20 protein-coding genes are annotated in these 21,284 nt (G+C 57.0%); 11 read left to right on the forward strand and 9 right to left on the reverse strand.

What is annotated here, in order from left to right:
* Nucleotides 1-59 precede the first annotated feature (59 nt).
* Genes IB254_RS00285 through IB254_RS00295 form a run of 3 tightly spaced genes read left to right on the forward strand, consistent with a single transcriptional unit; the run spans nucleotide 60 to nucleotide 3,066 of the window.
* The gene (locus tag IB254_RS00285) at nucleotides 60-1,442 is read left to right on the forward strand and encodes an MFS transporter (protein ID WP_192415621.1); all 1,383 of its coding nucleotides are present in this window, start codon (nucleotides 60-62) and stop codon (nucleotides 1,440-1,442) included.
* Entirely contained in the window at nucleotides 1,439-2,179 is a 741-nt protein-coding gene (locus IB254_RS00290) for an SDR family oxidoreductase (RefSeq protein WP_192415623.1), read from the forward strand. Before IB254_RS00285 ends, IB254_RS00290 begins: the two co-directional genes overlap by 4 nt.
* Before the next feature lie 38 nt (nucleotides 2,180-2,217).
* The gene (locus tag IB254_RS00295) at nucleotides 2,218-3,066 is read left to right on the forward strand and encodes an ureidoglycolate lyase (RefSeq protein WP_192415625.1); all 849 of its coding nucleotides are present in this window, start codon (nucleotides 2,218-2,220) and stop codon (nucleotides 3,064-3,066) included.
* A gap of 89 nt (nucleotides 3,067-3,155) precedes the next feature.
* On the opposite strand, the gene IB254_RS00300 is transcribed toward IB254_RS00295, so the two are convergent.
* From IB254_RS00300 to IB254_RS00330, 7 genes are read right to left on the reverse strand one after another with little or no spacing between them, the layout of a single operon-like run.
* Nucleotides 3,156-4,523, reverse strand: coding sequence for a sensor histidine kinase (locus IB254_RS00300; protein WP_192415627.1), 1,368 nt, complete (start codon nucleotides 4,521-4,523; stop codon nucleotides 3,156-3,158).
* Nucleotides 4,520-5,182, reverse strand: coding sequence for a response regulator (locus IB254_RS00305; protein WP_008028051.1), 663 nt, complete (start codon nucleotides 5,180-5,182; stop codon nucleotides 4,520-4,522). The genes IB254_RS00300 and IB254_RS00305 overlap by 4 nt, the downstream gene beginning before the upstream one ends.
* Before the next feature lie 11 nt (nucleotides 5,183-5,193).
* Entirely contained in the window at nucleotides 5,194-5,838 is a 645-nt protein-coding gene (locus tag IB254_RS00310; RefSeq protein ID WP_192415628.1) for a tetratricopeptide repeat protein, read from the reverse strand.
* Nucleotides 5,835-6,641, reverse strand: coding sequence for an SDR family oxidoreductase (locus IB254_RS00315; RefSeq protein WP_008039066.1), 807 nt, complete (start codon nucleotides 6,639-6,641; stop codon nucleotides 5,835-5,837). The genes IB254_RS00310 and IB254_RS00315 overlap by 4 nt, the downstream gene beginning before the upstream one ends.
* Complete coding sequence (locus IB254_RS00320; protein WP_192415630.1) at nucleotides 6,628-7,302, reverse strand: TenA family transcriptional regulator; 675 nt, start codon at nucleotides 7,300-7,302, stop codon at nucleotides 6,628-6,630. Before IB254_RS00320 ends, IB254_RS00315 begins: the two co-directional genes overlap by 14 nt.
* A complete protein-coding gene (locus IB254_RS00325; RefSeq protein WP_192415632.1) occupies nucleotides 7,299-8,780 on the reverse strand; it encodes an AMP-binding protein in 1,482 nt (493 codons plus the stop codon). The genes IB254_RS00320 and IB254_RS00325 overlap by 4 nt, the downstream gene beginning before the upstream one ends.
* Nucleotides 8,770-9,447, reverse strand: coding sequence for a thermostable hemolysin (locus IB254_RS00330; RefSeq protein WP_192415635.1), 678 nt, complete (start codon nucleotides 9,445-9,447; stop codon nucleotides 8,770-8,772). The genes IB254_RS00325 and IB254_RS00330 overlap by 11 nt, the downstream gene beginning before the upstream one ends.
* Before the next feature lie 201 nt (nucleotides 9,448-9,648).
* Between IB254_RS00330 and IB254_RS00335 the strand changes: the two genes are divergently transcribed.
* Nucleotides 9,649-10,200 (forward strand): cytochrome b, encoded by a 552-nt coding sequence (locus IB254_RS00335; protein ID WP_192415637.1) that lies wholly within the window; start codon nucleotides 9,649-9,651, stop codon nucleotides 10,198-10,200.
* A 152-nt stretch (nucleotides 10,201-10,352) separates the two neighbouring features.
* Here the strand turns inward: IB254_RS00335 and IB254_RS00340 are convergent, their stop codons facing one another.
* Together IB254_RS00340 and IB254_RS00345 are read right to left on the reverse strand one after the other, a co-directional pair.
* The gene (locus tag IB254_RS00340) at nucleotides 10,353-11,234 is read right to left on the reverse strand and encodes a fimbrial protein (RefSeq protein WP_192415639.1); all 882 of its coding nucleotides are present in this window, start codon (nucleotides 11,232-11,234) and stop codon (nucleotides 10,353-10,355) included.
* Nucleotides 11,235-11,651: 417 nt separating this feature from the next.
* Nucleotides 11,652-12,578: a hypothetical protein gene (locus IB254_RS00345; protein ID WP_192415641.1), complete on the reverse strand. Its 927-nt coding sequence runs from the start codon at nucleotides 12,576-12,578 to the stop codon at nucleotides 11,652-11,654.
* A gap of 247 nt (nucleotides 12,579-12,825) precedes the next feature.
* On the opposite strand from IB254_RS00345, the gene IB254_RS00350 reads away from it, so the two are divergent.
* The 7 genes from IB254_RS00350 to IB254_RS00380 all read left to right on the forward strand — a co-directional run bounded on the left by IB254_RS00350 (nucleotide 12,826) and on the right by IB254_RS00380 (nucleotide 21,283).
* On the forward strand, nucleotides 12,826-13,749 hold the full coding sequence (locus IB254_RS00350; RefSeq protein ID WP_192415643.1) for an ABC transporter ATP-binding protein: 924 nt from the start codon (nucleotides 12,826-12,828) through the stop codon (nucleotides 13,747-13,749).
* On the forward strand, nucleotides 13,746-14,480 hold the full coding sequence (locus tag IB254_RS00355) for an ABC transporter permease subunit (protein ID WP_192415645.1): 735 nt from the start codon (nucleotides 13,746-13,748) through the stop codon (nucleotides 14,478-14,480). Before IB254_RS00350 ends, IB254_RS00355 begins: the two co-directional genes overlap by 4 nt.
* Nucleotides 14,481-14,483: 3 nt before the next feature.
* Nucleotides 14,484-16,331, forward strand: a complete 1,848-nt coding sequence (locus tag IB254_RS00360) for a GldG family protein (RefSeq protein ID WP_192415647.1) — start codon at nucleotides 14,484-14,486, stop codon at nucleotides 16,329-16,331.
* A gap of 214 nt (nucleotides 16,332-16,545) precedes the next feature.
* Nucleotides 16,546-17,145, forward strand: coding sequence for a fimbrial protein (locus tag IB254_RS00365; RefSeq protein ID WP_192415649.1), 600 nt, complete (start codon nucleotides 16,546-16,548; stop codon nucleotides 17,143-17,145).
* 59 nt (nucleotides 17,146-17,204) lie between these two features.
* Nucleotides 17,205-17,921, forward strand: a complete 717-nt coding sequence (locus tag IB254_RS00370) for a molecular chaperone (protein WP_192415651.1) — start codon at nucleotides 17,205-17,207, stop codon at nucleotides 17,919-17,921.
* Between the two features lie 84 nt (nucleotides 17,922-18,005).
* On the forward strand, nucleotides 18,006-20,507 hold the full coding sequence (locus tag IB254_RS00375; RefSeq protein WP_318653009.1) for a fimbria/pilus outer membrane usher protein: 2,502 nt from the start codon (nucleotides 18,006-18,008) through the stop codon (nucleotides 20,505-20,507).
* 146 nt (nucleotides 20,508-20,653) lie between these two features.
* Nucleotides 20,654-21,283 (forward strand): response regulator transcription factor, encoded by a 630-nt coding sequence (locus IB254_RS00380; protein ID WP_192415655.1) that lies wholly within the window; start codon nucleotides 20,654-20,656, stop codon nucleotides 21,281-21,283.
* The last annotated feature ends 1 nt before the right edge of the window (nucleotide 21,284 follow it).

Genomic DNA, 21,284 nt, shown 5'->3' on the forward strand with positions numbered 1-21,284 from the left:
TCGGCCTGACCCATTCGATAAAAACAATCAGGCATGTCCACATGCCCAGGGGTTACCTCATGCAAACGATATCCGAGCAATTGCCCGCGCAGGCGCAGGCCGGCGCACTCGAATTTGAAGACCGGACCTACCGCAAGGTGATCTGGCGAATTCTTCCTGTCCTGCTCCTGTGTTACATGGCGGCTTACCTGGACCGGGTCAATATCGGCTTTGCCAAACTCGACATGCTCAACGAGTTGCAGTTCAGCAACACCGTCTATGCCTTGGGCGCCAGTATGTTCTTCTGGGGCTACTTCCTGTTTGAAGTGCCAAGCAACCTGTTGCTGCATCGCTACGGCGCGCGCTTCTGGATCGCCCGGATCATGTTGACCTGGGCCGCGATCTCCATGGCCGTGGCGTTCACCGTACCGCTGGCGGGTTTCTTCCACATCGAATCGAGCACGATGTTCTACGTGCTGCGCTTCTTGTTGGGCATCTGTGAAGCCGGCTTTTTCCCGGGTGTGATTCTGTACCTCAACTACTGGTTTCCGACCCATCGGCAAAGCCGGGTGATGTCCGGGTTCCTGATGGCTTTGCCGGTCAGCCTGACCCTGGGCGGGATCCTTTCCGGTTGGTTGATGAGCAGCATGCAAGGTGTGCAGGGCATGTCCGGATGGCAATGGATGCTGATCATCGAAGGCATTCCCTCGATCATCATGGCGTTCGTCGTCATCGTCTGCCTGGCCAACAACATCGACTCCGCCAAATGGCTGTCCGCTGCGGAGAAAGCCTTGCTCAAGGCCAATCTGCAAACCGATAACCAGGGCAAGGCTTCGCGCCTGAGCGAGGTGTTTTTCAATCCACGGGTGTGGTTGCTGGTCCTGATCCTGCTGACCTTCAACACCGGCTTCTACGGCCTGGCGTTCTGGATGCCTTCGATCATCAAGAGCACGGGCATCACCAACAGCTTGCACATTGGCCTCCTGACCGCCATTCCCTATTCGATTGCCACGGTTGCGATGCTGCTCAACGCACGGCACTCCAACCGGACCGGTGAGCGTCGTATGCACGCGGCGATTCCGGCCTTCATCGGTGGTTTGGGGTTGATTCTGAGCGCGTATTTCGCCGACAACCTGGTGTTGTCCGTGTTGTTCCTCAGCGTATCTGCCTCGGGGATCCTCAGCCTGATGCCGATTTACTGGACCCTGCCGGGAACCGTGCTTTCCGGCGTCGCCGCTGCGGCGGGTATCGGCATGATCAACGCCTTCGGCAACCTCTCCGGTTTCACCGGCTCGATGATCACCGCCGTCGCTGAAAACCTGACCGGCAATATCAACAACGGCACCTATGTACTGGCGCTGTGCTTGTTCGTCAGCGGCGGGCTGATCCTTGCCATTCCCGCGTCGATGCTCGGCAGAACCCCTAAAACAGCACCCCTCACCGCGAAGCTGGAGGCTGCATGAACCTGCAGAACAAACGGGTGCTGATCACGGCGGCGGGGCAGGGTATCGGCATGGCCAGCGCCATTGCCTTTGCCCGGGCCGGTGCCGAAGTGTTTGCCACGGACCTCGATATCAGCAGGCTGGAAGGGCTTGAAGGCATAACGGCGATTACCCTGGACGTGACCTCGGCCACCGCCATCAGCGAAATCAGTGAGCGCATCGGCGCACTGGACGTGCTGTTCAACTGCGCAGGCTACGTGCACAGTGGCAACATTCTCGAATGCGATGAAGCGGACTGGGCGCGGTCGATGGACATCAACGTCACCGCCATGTACCGCATGATCCGCGCGTTCCTGCCGGGCATGCTGGAACGCGGAGGTGGATCAGTCATCAACATGTCATCGGTGGTTTCCAGCATCAAAGGCGTGCCCAACCGTTTTGCCTATGCTGCCAGCAAAGCGGCGGTGGTAGGGCTGACCAAGGCGGTTGCCGCCGACTTCATCAGTCAGGGCATTCGCTGCAACGCCATTTGCCCCGGCACCGTGGAATCGCTGTCGCTGCGTCAGCGCATTGCCGCCCAGGCTGCGCAACAAGGCGTCGACGAAGCACGGGTCTACCAGCAATTCCTTGACCGCCAGCCCATGGGTCGCATCGGCAGTGCCGACGAGATCGCCCAGTTGGCTTTGTATCTGGGCAGCGATGCGTCCGCCTACACCACAGGCGGTGTGCATGTCATCGATGGCGGCATGAGCATCTGAAACCCGCTTCGCACTTTCGGTTTGAGCAGGAGAACTAAATGAAACTGTTGCGTTATGGCGAAAAAGGTTCGGAAAAACCGGGCCTGCTGGATGCCGATAATCAGATCCGCGACCTCTCGGCGCATGTACCGGATATCGCCGGACTGGCCCTCAGCCCGGAAAGCCTGGCAACGCTTGCCGCCATCGATCCGTCCAGCCTGCCCATCGTTGCCGGTAAGCCACGGATAGGCGCCTGCGTCGGTCAGGTCGGAAAATTCGTCTGCATTGGTCTGAACTACGCCGACCATGCGGCCGAGTCGAACATGGAAGTGCCGAAAGAGCCGATCATCTTCAACAAATGGACGAGTGCCATCTGCGGTCCGAACGACAACATCGAGATCCCGCGCGGTTCAAAGAAGACCGATTGGGAAGTCGAACTCGGCGTGGTCATCGGCAAAGGCGGGCGCAACATCGATGAAGCCAACGCCATGGAGCATGTCGCCGGCTACTGCGTGATCAACGATGTCTCTGAGCGCGAATGGCAACTGGAGCGTGGCGGTACCTGGGACAAGGGCAAAGGCTTCGATACCTTCGGTCCGCTCGGCCCGTGGCTGGTAACCCGCGATGAAATCCCCGATCCGCATGCGCTGGACCTGTGGCTCGATGTCGACGGACACCGCTACCAGCAAGGGAATACGCGAACGCTGATCTTCAACGTGCCGCAACTGATTGCTTACCTGAGTCGTTGCATGAGCCTGCAACCTGGCGATGTGATTTCGACGGGCACGCCACCGGGCGTCGGTTTGGGCATCAAGCCACAGCCGGTTTTCCTGCGTCCGGGGCAGACCATACGCCTGGGCATCGCAGGGTTGGGTGAACAGCAGCAAGTCACCGTGCAGGCGGATTGAGGCAAGCGTTCCCAAACACCAGAAATGACAAAGCCCCGAGCGATCGGGGCTTTGTCGTTTTTCTCGGGTCTTGTTAACTCAAACTCAACTTAGCGAGGGCAAATCACTAACGTCGCACGGGTCCCCGTTGGCGTTCGATTTTCCAGCTTGATTTCCCCTCCCGTACGATCTGCGATTGCCTTGACGATGGCCAGCCCAAGACCTGCCCCTTGGCCATTGCCACGGCTGTAAAAGCGCTCAAGGAGCCGATTGCGCTCCGACTCTTCGATTCCCGGGCCTTCGTCCTCGACGGATAACTCATAGCGATCTTCTTTTCTTTCCAGGCGCACGCTGATCAAGCCGTTAGCCGGTGAAAAGTTTGCTGCATTCGTCACTAAATTGTTCAAGGCAATGTGGATGTCGGCCGAATCGATCCTGACCGGGCCGATGTCATCATCCGCATCGAAAACCAGTTCAAGTCCTTTGCTCAAAAGCCAGGGAGTCAACTGCACGAGGCTTTCTCGAACGGTGGCTGTGAGGTCAATGGGGGGAGGGATTTTGGCTGCCGTTTTCGGTTCGAGACGCGCCATGGTCAGCAATTGGTTGACCAAGCGGCTGGTTCGATCGACGCCGGCGATCAGGTGTTCAAGTGATTCGCGTCGGTCATCTTCGGTGCCGGCTTCCAGCAGGTTTTGTGCGTGCACCCGCAAGACGGCCAAGGGCGTGCGCATTTCGTGGGCGGCGTCGGCAATGAAGCGCCGCTCACGTCCGAGCACGTCCTGAATTTGCGCAAGCATGCGGTTGAGTGCCGCCTGCATCGGTTCCAGTTCGCTGGGCAGCGGTGTCATTTGCAGCGGCTCCAGCGAGCCGCTATGGCGTGCGCGCAGGGTCGCGGCCATATCGGCTAATGGCTTGAGCCCCCAGCCGATGGCCAGCCAAACCATCGCCGCGAGGATCAGGCTGCCCAGCATGTTCGGCCACAGGGTGTGGCGGACGATGCGATCGACCAGATCCGCTCGCACATCGTCGCGTTCACCGACCCAGATGCGCAGGCCATTTTGTTTGTCTTCAAGGACAAAGGCGCGCCAGTGACGATTGTTCAAATCCACCACGTCACTGAAACCGGGTGTGTTCGGTGGCGTGCCGAACGAGGGCGCACTGGCGGTGTGCACCAGCACTTCACCTTTTGGATTCCACACCTGAAAGGCGATTTTCCTTTCGTACGGATGACCATCGCCGCGAGGCACTGCCTCGCCCAGCGCCGTATTGAACGCCTGGTACAGATCCGCATGTTCCTGACTCGCCAAAGGCATGCGCATCACGCCTTGCAGCAGGCGGGCGTTTTGCGCCAGTTGCGCATCGTAGACCTCGGCGATTTCGTGGTTGCTGTCGTGCACGTTAAACAGGCTGATCACCGTCAGTCCGGCGAGCATCAAACCGATGATCAGCGTCAGCGTACGGCGACGGATCGACGTCATCGACGTTCCTCCACCAGATAGCCCACACCCCGAACGGTGCGGATCAGGTCGGTGGAGAATTTCTTGCGCAGGTGATGGATGTGCACTTCCAGGGTGTTGCTTTCAGCTTCTTCATTCCAGCCGTACAGCAATTGCATCAAATGATCGCGGGTCATGACGCGCCCCGGTGGCGAGAGCAATTCGTGCAACAACTGGTATTCCTTGGGTGTCAGCCCCACGGGCTGGCCAAGATAGCTGACCTGCTGCGTGCCGGGGTTGAGGCTGATGCCGGCGTGTTCGATCAGCATTTGAGCGCGTCCGGCGCTGCGCCGCAGCAGGGCGCGCAACCGGGCTTTGAGTTCGGCCAGGTCGAACGGTTTGATCAAATAGTCATCGGCGCCGGCATCCAGCCCGGCGATGCGGTCTTCGGTGGCATCGCGGGCAGTGAGTATCAGGACCGGCAAGTTGGAACCGCTGTCGCGCAGGCGTCGCAGCACTTCGAGACCGTCCATGCGCGGCAGGCCGAGATCAAGCACGGCCAGGTCGAAGGTTTCACTGAGCAAGGCATGCAGGGCGCTGCTGCCGTCCTTGATCCAGTCGACGGTGTAGCCTTCGCGCCCGAGGGCCTGGTGAATGCCTTCGCCGAGGGCGACGTCATCCTCGATCAGTAATAAACGCACGCGAACTCCTGTCAGTCGAGTTTTCTGTTTACGTCCACCAGCAACGTCTCGATCTCTTTGCGGCGCCCGGCGTCGGCCGTTTCGCGGTTGGGGCGAGGGGCGGCCAGCAGCGCCTTTTGCAACGCTGCCTTGGCCTCAGAGTAGCGCTTTTGACGGTAAAGGTGATCGCCCCAAAAGTACAGGCTGTCGATGCCATTGGGGTTCATCTGCAAGGCAAGCTTGAGCAGTTGTTCGGCCTTGTCTGAATCACCAAAACCGATGGGCCAGCCCGGTACGCGGTCATACAGTGCGCCGAGGCTGGTGTAAGCCGAACCTTGCAGGGCTTTGGGGTCCAGAGTCAGGGATTTTTCCAGGTCAGCCTTGGCGTCTTTGGCTTTGCCCAATGCCCCGAGCCCGCCTTGGGCGCCGGCCCAACTGCTGGTGACAATGCCTTTCCAGATCCACGCTTCGGCCACGGCCGGGCGTTCCTGGCTGAAGGCGGAGGCTTGCGCGGCCAGTTGTTCGAAGGCGTGCTCGCGTTGTTTTTCCGGCATTTCGTATTGAATGTGAGCCCAACTCTGCTGGAGGGCAGAGAGGCGTTGCTGATCGGCGCTGTCGAGGGCCCAGGCGATCTGGCTGAAGGCGCCTATCAAAAGGCAGGCAAAGATTTTTTTCATGGTTTTTGCTCGTTCTCGGGTTTGTGGCTCAGACGGCGGATCAATGGCAATTGCTTGCGCAGGCCTCGATCCACCAGGTTGGGCAACAGGCTGTTGAGACGCACGAAAAAACGTTCCGGCCAGCCCAGGTAAAGGTCGCGGTGGTCGCCGGCGATTGCGTGGAGGACGGCCGAGGCCACGGTTTTCGGGTCGTCGACATTGGCCTTGAGGGCATCGTTCAGGGCTTGGGCCGCCGCGCTGTTCATCGATGTGCGGGTGGCGCGGGGTGCCACGTACAGAACACTGACCCGGGTATCCGCCAATTCCCGGCGCAGGGCTTCGGAAAAACCGCGCAGGGCAAACTTGGTGGCGCAGTAACTGGCATAACCGGGGTAGCCGATCGAACCGTAGGTCGAGCCGACATTCACCACCATGGCACTGTCAGCTTGCTTGAGCTGCGGCAACAGCAGCTTGGTCATGCAAATCGGTGCACTGACGTTGACCGCCAACATGGCGTTGATGTCGCTGTCATCGAGCTGCTCCAGCATGGCGAAATGATTGACGCCGGCGGCATTGATCAACAGGTTGATGCCACCGATGGCCTCAACGGCGGCCAGTACCTTGTGCCGGTCAAAAGGTAACGTCAGGTCGGCAGCCACCCAGTGCAGATTCTGCGGATAGCGCGCGAGCAGCGGCAGCAGTGACTCCTGGTGACGAGCCACGGCCAGGACCCGGGCACCGGCGGCGCACAGTGCGCTGGCGATCTCCATGCCGATGCCGCCACTCGCGCCGGTCAGGACCACACGGGCCTCATGCAGCTGCATGTTGGACTTCCTGGCGGCCCGGCAAACCGCGAAACATGTCGGCGTAAAGCCGGTACACCACTTTCGAGGCATGGATCACGGCGGCCTGGTCGGCGCTGTCGTCGAGTTGATTCATGAGCCGGCGATAGGTCTGCATGTGTTCGATGTCCAGCGAACCGTGGGAGCTCAAATAACTGAAGGCACTTTCCGGCAAGGCCAAGTGCTCACGGATGCTGCCCGCCGCGTGAGTCGCCAAGGCGATGCTGGTGCCTTCCAGCACGTTGACCATGCCGAACAGCCCCACCGGGTTGCCCCGGGCAATCAGGTCATAGAGAAAACCGACCATCAGTTCGATCGGCAGCGAGGGCTGGCCGTTACGCACCGCTTCGCGATCACCGCCACAGGCGGCTATGTCGTCGAGCACCCATTGTTCGTGGCCGTATTCATCCTCGATGTATTCACACACCGCCTTGCGCAGCCATTCCAGGCGTGTGGGCAGGCGCGCGCCGCACGCCATCATCAGCGGCACGGTATGGCGCACGTGGTAGTACGCCTGAGCGAGAAACGCCCGATAGCTTTCAAGACTGACCTGGCCTTGCAGCGCATCAAGGATGATCGGCAGGTTGAACAGTTCGTGGCGCTCTTGTTGAGTGGCTTCTTGCAGGGTGTCGAAAAACGTCATGATGCGGGCTCCTCGGAATGGGGAAATTCGGTCAGTTGTGCGCGGTACAACGCGACGATGGCGTCCCGGCGCGGGCGACCATTGGCGGTCAGCAGGCCATTGGCGGCAGTGAAGGGTTCATTCAGGCGTGTCCAGTGATGCACCTGGGCATAATCGGGTAACGCGTCGTTGGCTTCGGCGACGGCAGCAGCCAGTTGTTCGTCCGTGCAGTCCGGGCGATTGGGCCACAGCAGTGCGTGATTTCGCGGCAGGGCCTCGCCATACACAAAAGCCTGGGCGATGTGTTGGCGTTGGGTGAGTTCCGCTTCGACCCATTCCGGGTTGACGTTGCGCCCGTAGCTGGTGATGAACTGATGCTTTTTGCGACCGTTGAGGAAGAGGAAACCCTGCGCGTCGAACTCCCCGAGATCACCGCTGTGCCACCACTCGCCGGTGTAGGCCGGCTCACCCAGGTAACCGAGCAAGAGCGAGCCCTTGATCAGTACCTCACCGTCTTCGGCCAGTTTCACTTCGACGTGGGGCAGGGGCCGGCCGACGCTACCTGCACGGTACGCTGCGGGGCGATTGAGGCAGACGACCGAAGCGCATTCGGACAGGCCGTAACCTTCATAGACCGGTAGGCCGACGTGCCGGGCGCGTTGCAATAAGTCCTTTGAGACCCGCGCGCCACCGACGGCGGCAAAGCGCAGTGTTTGCGGATTGAACGCGTTCTGTTCGGTTGCGCTGACCAGCATCAGCAGCAGTTGCGGCACCAGAATCAGGCTCTCGGGCGAACGACTGGCCAGGCAACCGAGCAGTCGCGGTACATCGACGCCGCTGGCGCCCCGGATGCCCAGGGTTTTCTGGCTCGGCAGGCTCAGGGTGGCACCAGTGTAGAGCGCGGCGTAGCAGCCCAGGTTTTCCAGCAGGATCGCCAGCGGCAACAGCGCCAGGTGATGCTGTGGTTCAGTGGGTTTGCTGGCCTGATCCAGTTCCCGCGCTACCCGCAACAAGCTGTCGGCGCTCAGGCACACGCCTTTGGGAGTCCCGGTGGTGCCGGAGGTGAAGGTCAGTTTGGCCGTGCCGGGGGGCATCGGGCTCGGGCCGGCGAACGGGCGTCGCCAGAACTCGGCGCTTTTCTCATAGCCGGCAACGAGCAGTTCGGCTTCGAATTGCGGTTCGGCAATCACTCGTTCTGCCTGGCTCTGTTCCAGGCAGTGGGCACGCTGTGCGGGGCTGAAGAAGGGGGGCAAGGTCACGCAAGCAAGGCCTTCGAACAGCGCGGCCAAGTCCCAGAGTATGGCCTCGACGCCGTTGTCCAGAGCCAGGGCGATGACGCTTGCCTGTTCATCGCGCAGACGCTGCTGGCGGTACTTCACTTCAGCGTACAGCGTGGCGTAATCGATTTTCAGGGTGTCGCCCCACAGGGCAATGACGTTGCTCTTGCGCTCGGCATGGCTGCGCAAGGCCTGCTCGAATCGTTGGCATTCAGGCGACATGGCAGGCTCCGTCAAGGGACGATGGCAAGCCCAGCCGGCTGAACAGACCGATGTTGCGCAAATGAATGAAGCCGGCGCGGATGTTGCCGACGTGAACCCAGGGTTTGCTTTCGTAGTAGCTGCCCCAACTGTGCCGATCGTCGCCCAGTCGCTGCGGGTCGGCGGCGCAGAGGGTCACCGGTTTCAGGCCCAGTCGGTGAAAGCTGTTGACCAGGCCCATGTTGCCGGTGAATGCCACCCATTCCAGCCCGCCCATGGCCAGAAGATAGGTGATGGCAATGATGCTCATCCGGGCATTGCCGGTGTCGGTGGCGGCCAGATTGCCGACCTCGACAATGCCGGCAGGGTCCACCGGACGCTCCACCACGGCGCTGATCAACGTCTGGATCGGTTTGTCCAGATAACGCTCCAGAAACAACGGCTCGTCACGACCCAGGCGTACCCCGGCGACCGAGCACAATTCGCCGTCGCTGCTGCTTATGCCGAACAACTGCGGCATGAAATGACGAATGTCTGCACCGTGAACCTTGCGAAAGCGTTGCTGGATAAAGTTCTCGAATACCGGCCTCTGTTCATCGCCGGGCAAGGCGCGGGACAGGACGATCTGTGGCGTTTCTGCCTGGCCGAAGTGCAGCGGCAATGCAATGTTCCAGTCGAAATCGGGCATGGGCGGAACGCCTCCCTCTATAAGTTTGGGGGGAGTATCCGAGGCATTTCTTAATGAAGTCTGAAGGTGGAAAAAGGTTCGTTGAGCGCTGTTCTTCAGACTGTCTTAAGTTTTGACCGACAGGCTGCGTGCCGCCGGTTCAAAGCAACCGCTCAGAGGCTGTCGCACGGCAGTCGTCCCAAAATTTGATGAGGCGTGTTTATGACCCGCGAGATAGCTACAGATCGTTATGCAAAGCTGTCGATCACCCTGCACTGGCTGATGTTGGCGCTGTTCGTCGGCGTGTATGCGTGCATTGAGATCAAAGGCCTGCTGCCACGCGGCAGCAACGCGCGAGCTCTGTTCCTGGGGTTGCATGGGCTGTTCGGGATAAGCATTTTCGCTCTGGTCTGGATTCGCCTGCTCGGGCGTCTGACGCCGCGTCCGCCGATCACTCCCACGCCGCCGGCCTGGCAGACCGGCCTGTCACACCTGATGCACCTGGCGCTGTATGGCTTGATGATTGTGACGCCACTGATGGCCTGGTTGATGCTGGCTGCGGGGGGCAAGCCCTTGCCGTATTTCGACTTCTATCTGTCGGCACCGGTGTCGGTGGATCCGGATCTGGCCAAGCGATTCAAGTACTGGCACGAATGGCTTGGCACCAGCGGCTATTGGCTGATCGGCGTGCATGCGCTCGCTGGCCTGTTCCATCATTACTGGGTCGGTGACAACACCCTTGCCCGGATGTTGTCTGGACGAAGCAGGTCATGAATTCAGTGCGCTCTTGACCCTGACGGCGATTGCTCACGATTCTCAGGGGCATGGCGAGGGTCGTTCAATACTGCTCTGAATATGGAATAGGCCGTCTCGACTCACGGTGTCGTGTTTTACACCAATCTGAGATGGCTCAACGGCTACTAACGTTACTCATAGGATAGTGTGACTGTTACTCCGGCATTCACCTTGCCGGGCGTAACAGTATCCCCGGTTCGAACATATTGCGCGGTGAGTGTTTTGGTCAGGCTGCCTCCCAGTGCAGACATCTCCCCAAACAATCCTGGGCCCGAATTTGACAAGGAGTGCGAGCCAAATTTCAAAGGAACTCCATTGTCCAAGATCTGTAACTTAACGCCGCTCGCCTGGTCGGGTGTATTACGGAGCGTCAGGTTTTCCGTCAAGTTTGAAGGGTTAGTTACATCAGTCATTTCATAATTGATCTTGTAGGCAGCGTAAGATTTCTCACAGGATGCACCGATTTGAAACGCTGCGGCTTCGATAGTCGAGCCAATTTGCTGAAAAGAAGCATTATTAACTTTTGCGAGCTGTACTTGTGCGGGAACTGAAAGTTTGCAAGAAATTCCATTGACGGTGAATGAGAATGGTTTTACATGTAAGTGTTCTAGCTTACTGCTACTGCCACTGTTTCCCTGGTCGCATTTCGGTACTGAGACTGAGCATGATGCGCCGTATAACGCTATAAACGCAGTTCTAAACATGGCTTGCTGAGAAATCGTACGGATGCCGGGTGCTAATGAAGTGTCGGTTGAGACATATCGAACACGTACCGGTAGCTGGTAGTTTAAGTTGCCCTTGGCATCTGGTCCTGGAAACGAAAAGTCAAACCTTGAGTTGGTATTTATAGGTTCAAAAGCATTCGACCCATAACGAGAAATGGCCACAATCATCTGCACGTCTGGGCTGCTCGTATTTGTTAGTCCGTATGTTTTACCCTCAAATGTTGTTGTAAGTCCGCTTTGGTTGACTCCCAAATATAGGGTTGCCCAAGTAGCGTTGATACTTGCCATCCGTGTACAGGATATTTGCAGCACTCCTTCGTGCCACTCGCTTGATAACATTCCTCCTTTGTGGGCTGCATTTATTGAACCTTGTAATGCCCCTGCGGTAGGAGTGATGAAAGTTGGCTCTGAACTGCACTCAGCGAGGGACAGGGGAGAGTATCCACCTAGCAGTAGGAATGAAAAGGCCACAATGGCGAAGCGAACTAAATTTGATTTTGAATTCATCGAATGTGTCTGCAAAATAGTAGCTGATTAAAATCGCATGAAGTCGAGGTTGAATAAAGTAGATTAATCTTAGTGCTGCGCCGAAAAATCGTTGCCCTCTGTAGGATTTGTCTTACATGTAGGGTGGCGGACACACTCCTAAACTATGGGAAGCCTTTGTAGGCTCTGAGGTTTTTAACGCGCAAGGTGATCTAAGGTTCAGTCGGACTCTTTTGGGAACAGGGCCGCAACGGGAGAGGCGTCATTGATCAAGTGGATCAGCTCACCTAGCTGCGCCTCGGCAATGGTTAATGACGCAGTGCTTTTACTCAACTCTTCCTCCCGTTGATCCAGCATGGCTTCGCGGATGCTCAAATCGTGGTCACGACGCTCTTGTGCCAGTCGAGTACTGTAAAGTTCCTCGTGTTTGATCAGCAGAGCTTCTTTGTGGTTGCTCAGATTAACCATGATTGTCTGCAAGTTTTTTTGAATGCGTGAGACGGTATTTTGGGTCATTGGCTCGGTTTCCTCGGATGCGATCAGGGCAGTAGATGGCGCTATATTGGTCATTTCGGATATCAGGGATGCAACGGAGGGGCCGGGGAGCATGTTCATGGGGGGCTGACGATTGTTGTCTTCATATTGGCTCAAGGGGTTTAGTTTCGAGTAGTAGTCGGTGCACTCCAGTTCGATATGTATATCCCGCGTCGAAGTTTGCACGGTTGTTTGTACAAGGGGGCCTGGCGAGGGTCGAAAATTCAACAGCTTTTCCACCCATGTTTCGTTGACTTTCAACGTACGGTGGGTGTGTACATCCCCGGGAATGATCCGAGTCTCCAGCAGGTCAAGTATCCGATAGCTCCCATCGGTCATGTCGGGTGCCGGCGCCAAGGCGTCGCTTATGATGTTTTTGAGGGTTTGCGCAGCAATCTTGAAGTCGTTCGGAGAGATGCAGGTCATCAGTAACGAATCCCCGTCGTCACACAGAGATGCCACATAGATCCGTATCAGGCCACCACCAAGATTTTCATTCAGGCTGTAAATCACAAACCGCCTGTCAATCACAACCGCCGTAAACATGCACAGCACTGCAGCGTTCAGCGGTTCCCCTTCGGTGTTCAATACGGTGATTGTTCTAAAGTTCATTTGGCTTCGCGGCTCCGAGGCTGGGAAAAAATCTGGACTATCAGCCGATTAAAAGAATAGCGAGTGTCGGTGCCGTGTTTTGTAGGAATAAGCGCATAAGACCTGGGATAAATCCTCACAGCCCACAGAGCGATCTGGTATTCACTTGCCCCCGTTCAATCGGATCAATCAGCGGTTTATGTTTCCTCGCTTCAACAAACGTATCTGCAAATGTGAAGCGGAAAAATCGCTTAGCGAGCTGGAAGCCATGATTGATATTTCGACACTGACAAAACGTTTCTCAGGAAATGTCGCCGTAAACAATATTTCGTTCCGGGTTGTCACGGGAGAAGTGCTAGGGGTTCTCGGCACCAACGGTGCAGGCAAATCCACGACCCTGCGCATGCTCACCGGCCTGATCAAACCTACCTCTGGGACAGTTACCGTCTGCGGTTTCGATATCAGCCGACACACTCGTCAGGCACAGCGTTTGTTGGGCTATTTGCCGGAAGGTAACGCGTGTTATGGCGATATGAGTGTGCAGGGTTTTCTCGGGTTTATTGCCAGGGTGCGCGGTTATCGCGGCGCTGAAAGGAAGTTGCGGGTAGTGCAGATGCTCGACCGGTTCGAGCTTGGTTACGTGCGCGCCGACACCATTGATTCCATGTCCAAGGGGTTCAAGCGACGCCTGGGTCTGGCGCAAGCAATGTTGCACGACCCTAAAGTGCTGATCCTGGATGAGCCTACCGATGGCCTTGATCCGAATCAGAAGCACCATGTGCGCGAGCTCATCTCGGAGCTGGCCAAGGACAAGATTGTGGTGATTTCGACGCACATTCTGGAAGAGGTCACCTCTCTGTGCAGTCGTGCCCTGATCATCGACAACGGTCATTTGTTGGCGGACGAGACACTGAAACAACTGCAAAGCCGATCCCGTTATCACCAGGCCGTGACAGTGTTCGGCCGCCATCCGCTGGATCTGCTGGCGTTGGCGGTACTGCCCGGCGTTGCCGGTATCGAGGCAGGTCTCGAGGCGCACAGCGTAAAAGTGCTGGCCCGGGACGGTGCAGTCATTCTTCCGGCGATCAACACCTTGATCGTCAGCAAAGGCTGGCAAGTGCGGCGTCTGGAAGAGGAGCGGGGCGGGCTTGAGGAAGTGTTCCGGACCCTGACCCGGGAGCGCGCTGCATGAGGATGTTGTCGCCAATCGTTCAGCGCGAATTCTGCAGCTACTTCGCCACGCCAACTGCTTACCTGCTGCTGATGACGTTCCTGGTGCTGTGTGGCGTATGCACGTTTTATCCCGGCGGTTTTTTTGAACGAAACCAGGCGGATCTGGCGCCGTTTTTTGCCTGGCACCCATGGATATATCTACTGCTGATGCCAGCCTTGGCGATGCGCCAATGGGCTGAAGAGCGCAAGTCCGGCACCATTGAAATGCTGATGACGTTGCCGTTGACCCGTTTCGAAGTGGTGGTCGGCAAATACCTCGCGGCCTGGTTGATTGCCGCACTGATGTTGCTGCTGACTTTTCCCATCGTGCTCACCGTCAATTACCTCGGCGAAGCCGACAATGGCGCCATTTTGTGCGGTTATCTGGGAAGTTGGTTGCTGGCCGGCGTTTACCTGGCGATCAGCGGCTGTATGTCTGCACTCAGCAAGAATCAGGTGGTCGCTTACTTGATGGCGGCCATGGTTGGCTTGCTGTTTATTGCCAGCGGTTCGGCTCCGGTACTGGACCTGCTCAAACAATGGGCGCCGATGGCGTGGCTTGATGTGAGCGCGTCCATGAGTTTTCTCGCACGGTTCGGCTCGATCAGCCAAGGCGTCATAGCGCCTCGGGACCTGTTTTATTTCTTCGGTCAGATCGTCGCTTGGCTGGCGGCGACGGCGTTGGTTGTCGATCTGAAGAAGGCTTCGTAAGCCATGGACTTGAGACGCTTGCGTTACGTCACGCTGTGCCTGAGCGGAGCAGCCTTGACGATTCTGGCCGGCAGTCCCGGTGTCGGTACTTTACTGGACGAGCCTCGGCTGGATCTGACTGAGCAGCAACTGTTTACCTTGAGCCAAGGTAGCCGGCAGATTATCGAGCAACTCCCCGGTCAGACGGATCTCTACCTGTTTTTCTCCAGCAGGGCTGCCAAAGACCTGCCTGTTCTGCGCAGCTATGCCCGGCGCGTCGAAGCGCTGCTCAGGGAGTATGAGCGGCAGGGCCACGGCAAACTCAAATTGCACGTAATCGATCCGCAGGCGTTCTCTGTCGAGGAAGATCGAGCGCGTGAATTCGGGTTGGATGCCATTCCTTTGGGGCCGGTCGAAGGGCAGGTGTTCTTCGGGTTGGCGGCGGTCGATCAGCAACAGCATACGCAACGCATTCCGTTGTTCTCTCTGGATGAACAGGCGTTCCTGGAGTACGAGATCAGTCGTCTTTTACAGTCTCTGGACAAGCCGGAGAGGGCGCCCATCGGTTTGCTGTCATCCCTGCCTTTGGCGGGTGGTTTCGATGAGCAGAGTCGACGCACGCTACCGCCCTGGTTCGTGCTCGAGGAGATTCGCAAGGCATTCGATGTGCAGGTATTGACCGACGAGATCGAGCAGATTCCCGAGGGGCTCAACGTGCTGATGTTGGTACACCCCAAGCGAGTCAGCCGCAACACCCAGTTGGCCATTGATCAGTTCGTGCTGCGGGGCGGTCGGTTGCTGCTGTTTGTAGATCCGTACAGCGAGCAGGATCGCGGCGAGCAATATTTCGGCATTCCCAGCAAAGACAAATCATCTGACCTGGCGCCATTGTTGGGGGCATGGGGTGTGCGCCAGGTGCCTGGCAAGGTGCTGGGCGACGGTCACTATGGGCAGTTCGTCAACCTCAAGGACAGCGCCGATCCGGTGTGGCAACCGACTGCACTCGCACTGCCTGCATCGGCAATGAATCAACAGGACGTTGCCACCGCTGGACTGCAAAGCATCAACCTGACCACGGCGGGGATTCTTGAACCGCTGGAGGGCTCGCGCACTACATTCAGCCCTTTGTTGCGCGGCTCCGAGTACTCGATGCCGTTCAGCACTGCGCGCTTTGACCAGATGAAAGACTCGGGCGAACTGGCGCGGGAAATGAAACCTTCCGGCGAGCGCTTTACCCTCGCGGCCCGACTGCAAGGTCCGGCGCAGTCAGCGTTTCTGACGGAGGTACAAGGCAAGCCTGGAGCAATCACCTCGACTGAAAACATTAATGTGATTGTGGTGGCCGACACCGATCTGCTCAGCGACAACCTGTGGGTTGACGCTCGGGGTCGCATCGGAGACCCCGCAGCCTGGGCTGACAACGGCGTGTTTGTGCTCAACGCGCTAGACAGCCTGACCGGCACCGATGCCTTGATCAATTTGCGCTCTCGCGGTCACTACAGCCGCACGTTTACCACTGTGGACGTTCTCCTGCGACAAACTCGGCAGCGCTTTCGGGATATGAGCGACTCGTTGCAGGGCAAGCTCGATGAAACCGAACGACAGCTGGCGTTTTTGCAATCTGAACATCACGACGGTACGAGTCTGAGCCCCGAACAACAAAAGGAAATCGATCGCTTCATTCAGGAGAAAACCACCCTTGCAAGTGAGATGCGCGCGGTGGCCAGGCAATCGAATCTGGAGGTGGAGAAGCTGGGGACGCTGCTCAAAGCCATCAATATCGGTCTGGTGCCCGGTGTGCTGACGTTGCTTGTTCTCGGGCTGTGGAGTGCTCGCAAGTTGTTGCGCCGTAGACGATGGCAAACGTTTTAAGGTTGTTCACGCAACGCCGCTTGATCCGTAAGGTTCAGGCGTTTTTTTTTCAAATCTCCCTAGCAAGTAGGATTAATCCTACACGCCGGAAAGATTTATCTATTGGGGTAGGACGAATCCTGCAATTGTTGCTTTAGCTGCACTCGGTAAAAATTGCCCCACTCTTTTAAAGAGTTCTAGAAGCGCTCACTTTCCGCAGTAAAAGGAATACGCAATGTTTGTTTCCCTGAGAAGTATTCTGGCTGCCACCGCAGTCGGACTCGTTACAACTTCAGCGATTGCCGCTGACGGTAAAATTGAATTTACCGGCGAAATCACCGCGGCTTCCTGCAGTGCAACCGCGGGTGCGGGTACGGGCATTTCCGGTAATAAAGGCAATGCTGTTATTGCCGTTGGGTTGGGTAAGGTCAGTATTGATTCGCTGCAAAACACCGGTAGCACGCCGATCGTTTCTGGTACGCCGATCAACATTAATCTTGATTGCGGCAATACAGCTACTGGGTTGACTACAGTAAAGGTCAAGTTTGACCCGTACTCCGGCAGCGGTGTTGATGACAAAAATAACGCGCTGCTGAAAATCGCCCCGGGCGGCGCTTCGGGTGTTGGCATCGGTATCTTCGCTGCTAACAACACAATGTTGAACTTGGCGGCTAACGACAGCTTTGACTCGGCGTTGATCGTAACGGGTGAAGGTAAAGCGGCGCAGTATACGGCGCATCTGAACATGCGCGCTGCTTATGTAGCCAACGGCGAAGCAACCATCGTTCCTGGCGCTGCCAACGGTACTTTGCCTTACACGCTGACTTATCAGTAATTCTTTAAGACAGAGAGGCATTAAGTGCCTCTCTGTTTCATCTCTTCAAGGGCCAAACGATGATAGTTAAATCCAGATATGTGCTGGCTGGCATCGCTTTGCTTTGCAGCAGCGCCGCCACCGCCGGTATTACATTAGGCGGCACGCGCATTATTTATCCTCAAAAGAGTAAGGAAACATCCATTCTGGTTAAAAACGACGGTAATCAGGACATCATGATTCAGTCCTGGATCGAGCCGGACGTCGCCTTAAAAGGCCAGGATGTGCCGTTTGCGCTAACCCCGGCCCTGAGCCGTCTCTCCAGTGGAAAACAGCAGACTCTGAGGGTTTTCTATTACGGGCAAGGGTTGCCAGGCGACAAGGAATCGGTGTTCTGGCTCAGTGTTCAGGAGATTCCGCAAAAGGCCCAAGGTGACAATACCTTGCAGTTGGCGATGCGCCAACGGATTAAGGTGTTCTATCGCCCCGACGCTATGACGGGCACTCCGGCGGAAGCCGCCAGCGGTCTCAAATGGCGTGTCCAGGATGAAAGTGGCAAGCGCTATCTTCGCGTCACTAACGATTCGCTTTATCACGTGTCCTTCGGCACGACTCAATACAAAAGCGATGGCAAAACATACCCGGTAGACACGGAAATGGTCTCACCACTCTCTACCGGAAAGTTTCCGGTCAAGGGCGCGCCTGTAGGCAGCATCGATAAACGGTCTGTAGTCGAGTATTACAACATCAACGATTACGGGGCGCCGGTTAAACACACGGTGAGTGTTTTCGAGTAATAGCTGAGTGTATGTCCGTGGGTTGACTTTCTGTAGTGGAGGGGAACCACAAGTTGACTAAGAAGTTGCAAGAGGAAAGAGCCTGTGTATGTTTTCAGGAAGAAAGCGAATCCAAGTCTGGTTAATTACGTAAGCGGTTCTTGCGTCTTTCTCCTGGGGATGACCGTTCCTGTTGCGGCGTTTCCGGTCGAATTCAATGTTGACTTCCTGAGTAAGGGCGGGGCCAAGGCTGAACTAAAATACTTTGAGCAGGGTAACTCACTGCCGCCGGGTCGCTACGCGGTAGATATTTATCTCAACCAGATTCTGATTGTCCGCGAGAACATCGAGTTTGCAGTGTCTGGCGACACTGGAGAGGTGCGCCCGATCATTCAACTAGGCGTGCTGCAAAACCTCGGCGTCAACGTCAACCGCTTGCGTCGGGAAAATGTTATTGCCCAGGACAGTGATGATCAGTCCGTCATTGATGTCGCGACGCTGGCGCCCGGTGCGGCAGTCGAATTTGATGTAAACGCATTGGCACTGCAGATCAGCATTCCCCAGGCTTATATTCAGCGTCAGTCTCGGGGCTACGTTGATCCGTCGCTTTGGGATCAGGGGATTACTGCGTTCTACACCAATTATCAGACCAACTTCAGCCGCAATATCAATCAGGGCAATCGCAACGACTACCGCTATATCGGTTTGCGCAACGGCTTGAACATCGGGGCTTGGCGTCTGCGCAATGAGTCGTCGATTACCGGCTCTACCGGCAATCGGAACCAATTCAGCAGCAACCGCAGTTACGTGGAGCGCGATCTCATCGGCCTCAAAGCTAAAATGGCGGCGGGGGAGTTGTACACGCAAGGAGATATCTTCGACAGCGTTCGCTTTCGCGGTGCGCAAATCAGTTCCGAGTTGGGCATGTTGCCGGACAACGAGATCGGTTTTGCCCCGGTGGTGCGTGGTATCGCCGAGACCAACGCGACTGTCGAAATCAGCCAGAACGACTACGTCATCTATTCGACGACGGTGTCGCCCGGTGCGTTCGAGATCAGCGACATCTATCCCAGCGGTTCGAACGGCGATCTCAAGGTCAAGATCATCGAAGCCGATGGCCGCGAACGCCAGTATTCCCAAGCCTATTCGTATCTGCCGGTGATGACTCGCCGTGGCAGTGCCCGGTACAGTTTTGCCGGTGGTCAATACCAGGGCCAGGGCCCCGTTGCGCCGAAATTCGGCCAGGGCACCCTGGTGTACGGTGTCAGCGATAACGTTACCGGTTACGGCGGCGTGCTGACTTCACAGCAGTACCGAGCGCTCAACCTCGGTCTGGGCTTGAATACTTCGGTGGGCGGCTTGTCGTTTGACGTCACCAGCAGCACCTCCGAAGATGCGGCGGGACGCAAGAATACCGGGAAAAGTGCGCGTTTCCTGTATTCCAAGACCCTCAGCTCCACCGACACCACTTTCACAATGGTCGGTTATCGCTACTCCACCGAAGGTTATCGGACATTCAGCCAGCACGTCGATGAACAAGGCTACCTCGGTGGCTCGAATTACGGACGGCAGAAAAGCCGATTCGACATGAACATCAACCAGTCGTTTGCCGACCGCGGATCATTGTTCCTGAGCCTCGGAGAAACCAGCTACTGGAATCGTCAAGGCAGCACTCGCCGCTGGCAGTTCGGCTACAGCGGCAGCTACTCGGATGCCAGTTACAGCTTCGCCATTTCGCGTACCGATGACCAAGCCATGACGCAAGGCGCCGATACTCAGGTCACTGCTTCGATCAGCCTGCCATTCGGTGGCAGCAAGCGTTCGCAAAGGGCTTACACCAGCGTAACGTCTTCGTCCCAGGGCGATTCGTCGATCCAGTCCGGCATTGCCGGCAGCCTGACCGAAGATAGCAGTCTGATGTATTCGGCCCAGGCGGGTCACAGCAAAAACGGCGGTACCAACGGCGATCTCGGCCTGAGTTGGGATACCCCGAAAGCCAAGATCAACGGCAACTACGGCCAGGGTCCGGGCAGCACCCATATGAACACTGGTGCGTCCGGCTCTATGGTCGTACACGGTGGCGGCGTGACGTTTGGTCAGCCTGTCGGCGAGACCTTCGCTCTGGTGGAGGTCCCGGGTGTGGCCGATGTCGGTGTCGCTTCAGCCGGAGCCGCACGCACGGACGGCAAGGGCTACGCAGTGGTGCCGTACGCGCAACCGTATCGCTTTAACTGGATCAACCTCGATACCAGCACCTTGGGTAGCGACATGGAAGTTACCGACACTTCGCGCATGGTCGTACCGACTCGCGGTGCCATCGTCAAAGGCCGGTTCGAAGCAGAAACGGGACGTCGCATGCAGCTGACGTTGAGCCTGGACAACGGCGAGAAAATTCCGTTTGGCGCCCAGGCCTTTGACGAAAAAGGCAACGTCAGCGGAGTGGTCGACAACCTGTCGCGCCTGCTGGTATTCGGTGCGAAAGATAAAGGTGTACTGGATATTCGTTGGAGCCAGGGCAGTTGCCGGGCGAACTACGACGTGCCGCCAGCGAAAAAAGACATGATGTACGAGAAGTTTGATGTGGTTTGCACGTTCGTAACCACTTAGCGAGCGCTGATGACATCGTTACACTCTCATTTCACTGAACACTACAGGCCCGGGCGCGCAAGCATTGCGCTCTCGGGCCTGTGCTATGTTGGCCGCCATTCAATGCGTGCCACTCGATCGTCTTCACTTCAGGAGCAGTAAACACCATGGGCAATATAGTCATCGTCGATGATCACCCGCTGATGCGTATGGCGGTGAGGGTGATGCTTGAAGGTGAAGGGCACACCATCATGGCGGAAGTCGATAACGGTGTGGACGCACTGGAAGCGATCCGCAAGTTGCTCCCGGATTTGATCGTGCTGGATTTGAGCATTCCGAAGATGGATGGTTTGTCGGTGATCGCGCATCTCAAGGCGATTGGTATTTCCACCAAGGTGTTGATTCTGACTTCCGGCGACACCAGTAACTTTGCCGTGCGCTCATTGCAGGCCGGCGCATCGGGCTTCGTCTGCAAGGACGACAGTCTGGATGAACTGGTGGGGGCCGTAAAAGCGGTGCTGTCGGGATACAGTTACTTCCCCGCCGATACCATTCAGATGTTGCGGGACAACTCCCAGGCTGCCAGCCAGGAAAGCCAGAAGATTTCCCAGCTGTCGGATCGCGAGATCACCGTGCTCAAGTTGCTGGCTCGAGGCATGGGTAATCAGGAAATTGCTGAAGAGTTGCTGATCAGCCACAAAACTGTCAGCACCTATAAAGTGCGACTGCAGCGCAAGTTGAGTGCGGAAAACCTGATTGCCCTGGTCGAACTGGCCAAGCGTAACGATCTGGTTTGAA

Source organism: Pseudomonas sp. PDM03 (assembly GCF_014852385.1).
GTDB lineage: Bacteria > Pseudomonadota > Gammaproteobacteria > Pseudomonadales > Pseudomonadaceae > Aquipseudomonas > Aquipseudomonas migulae.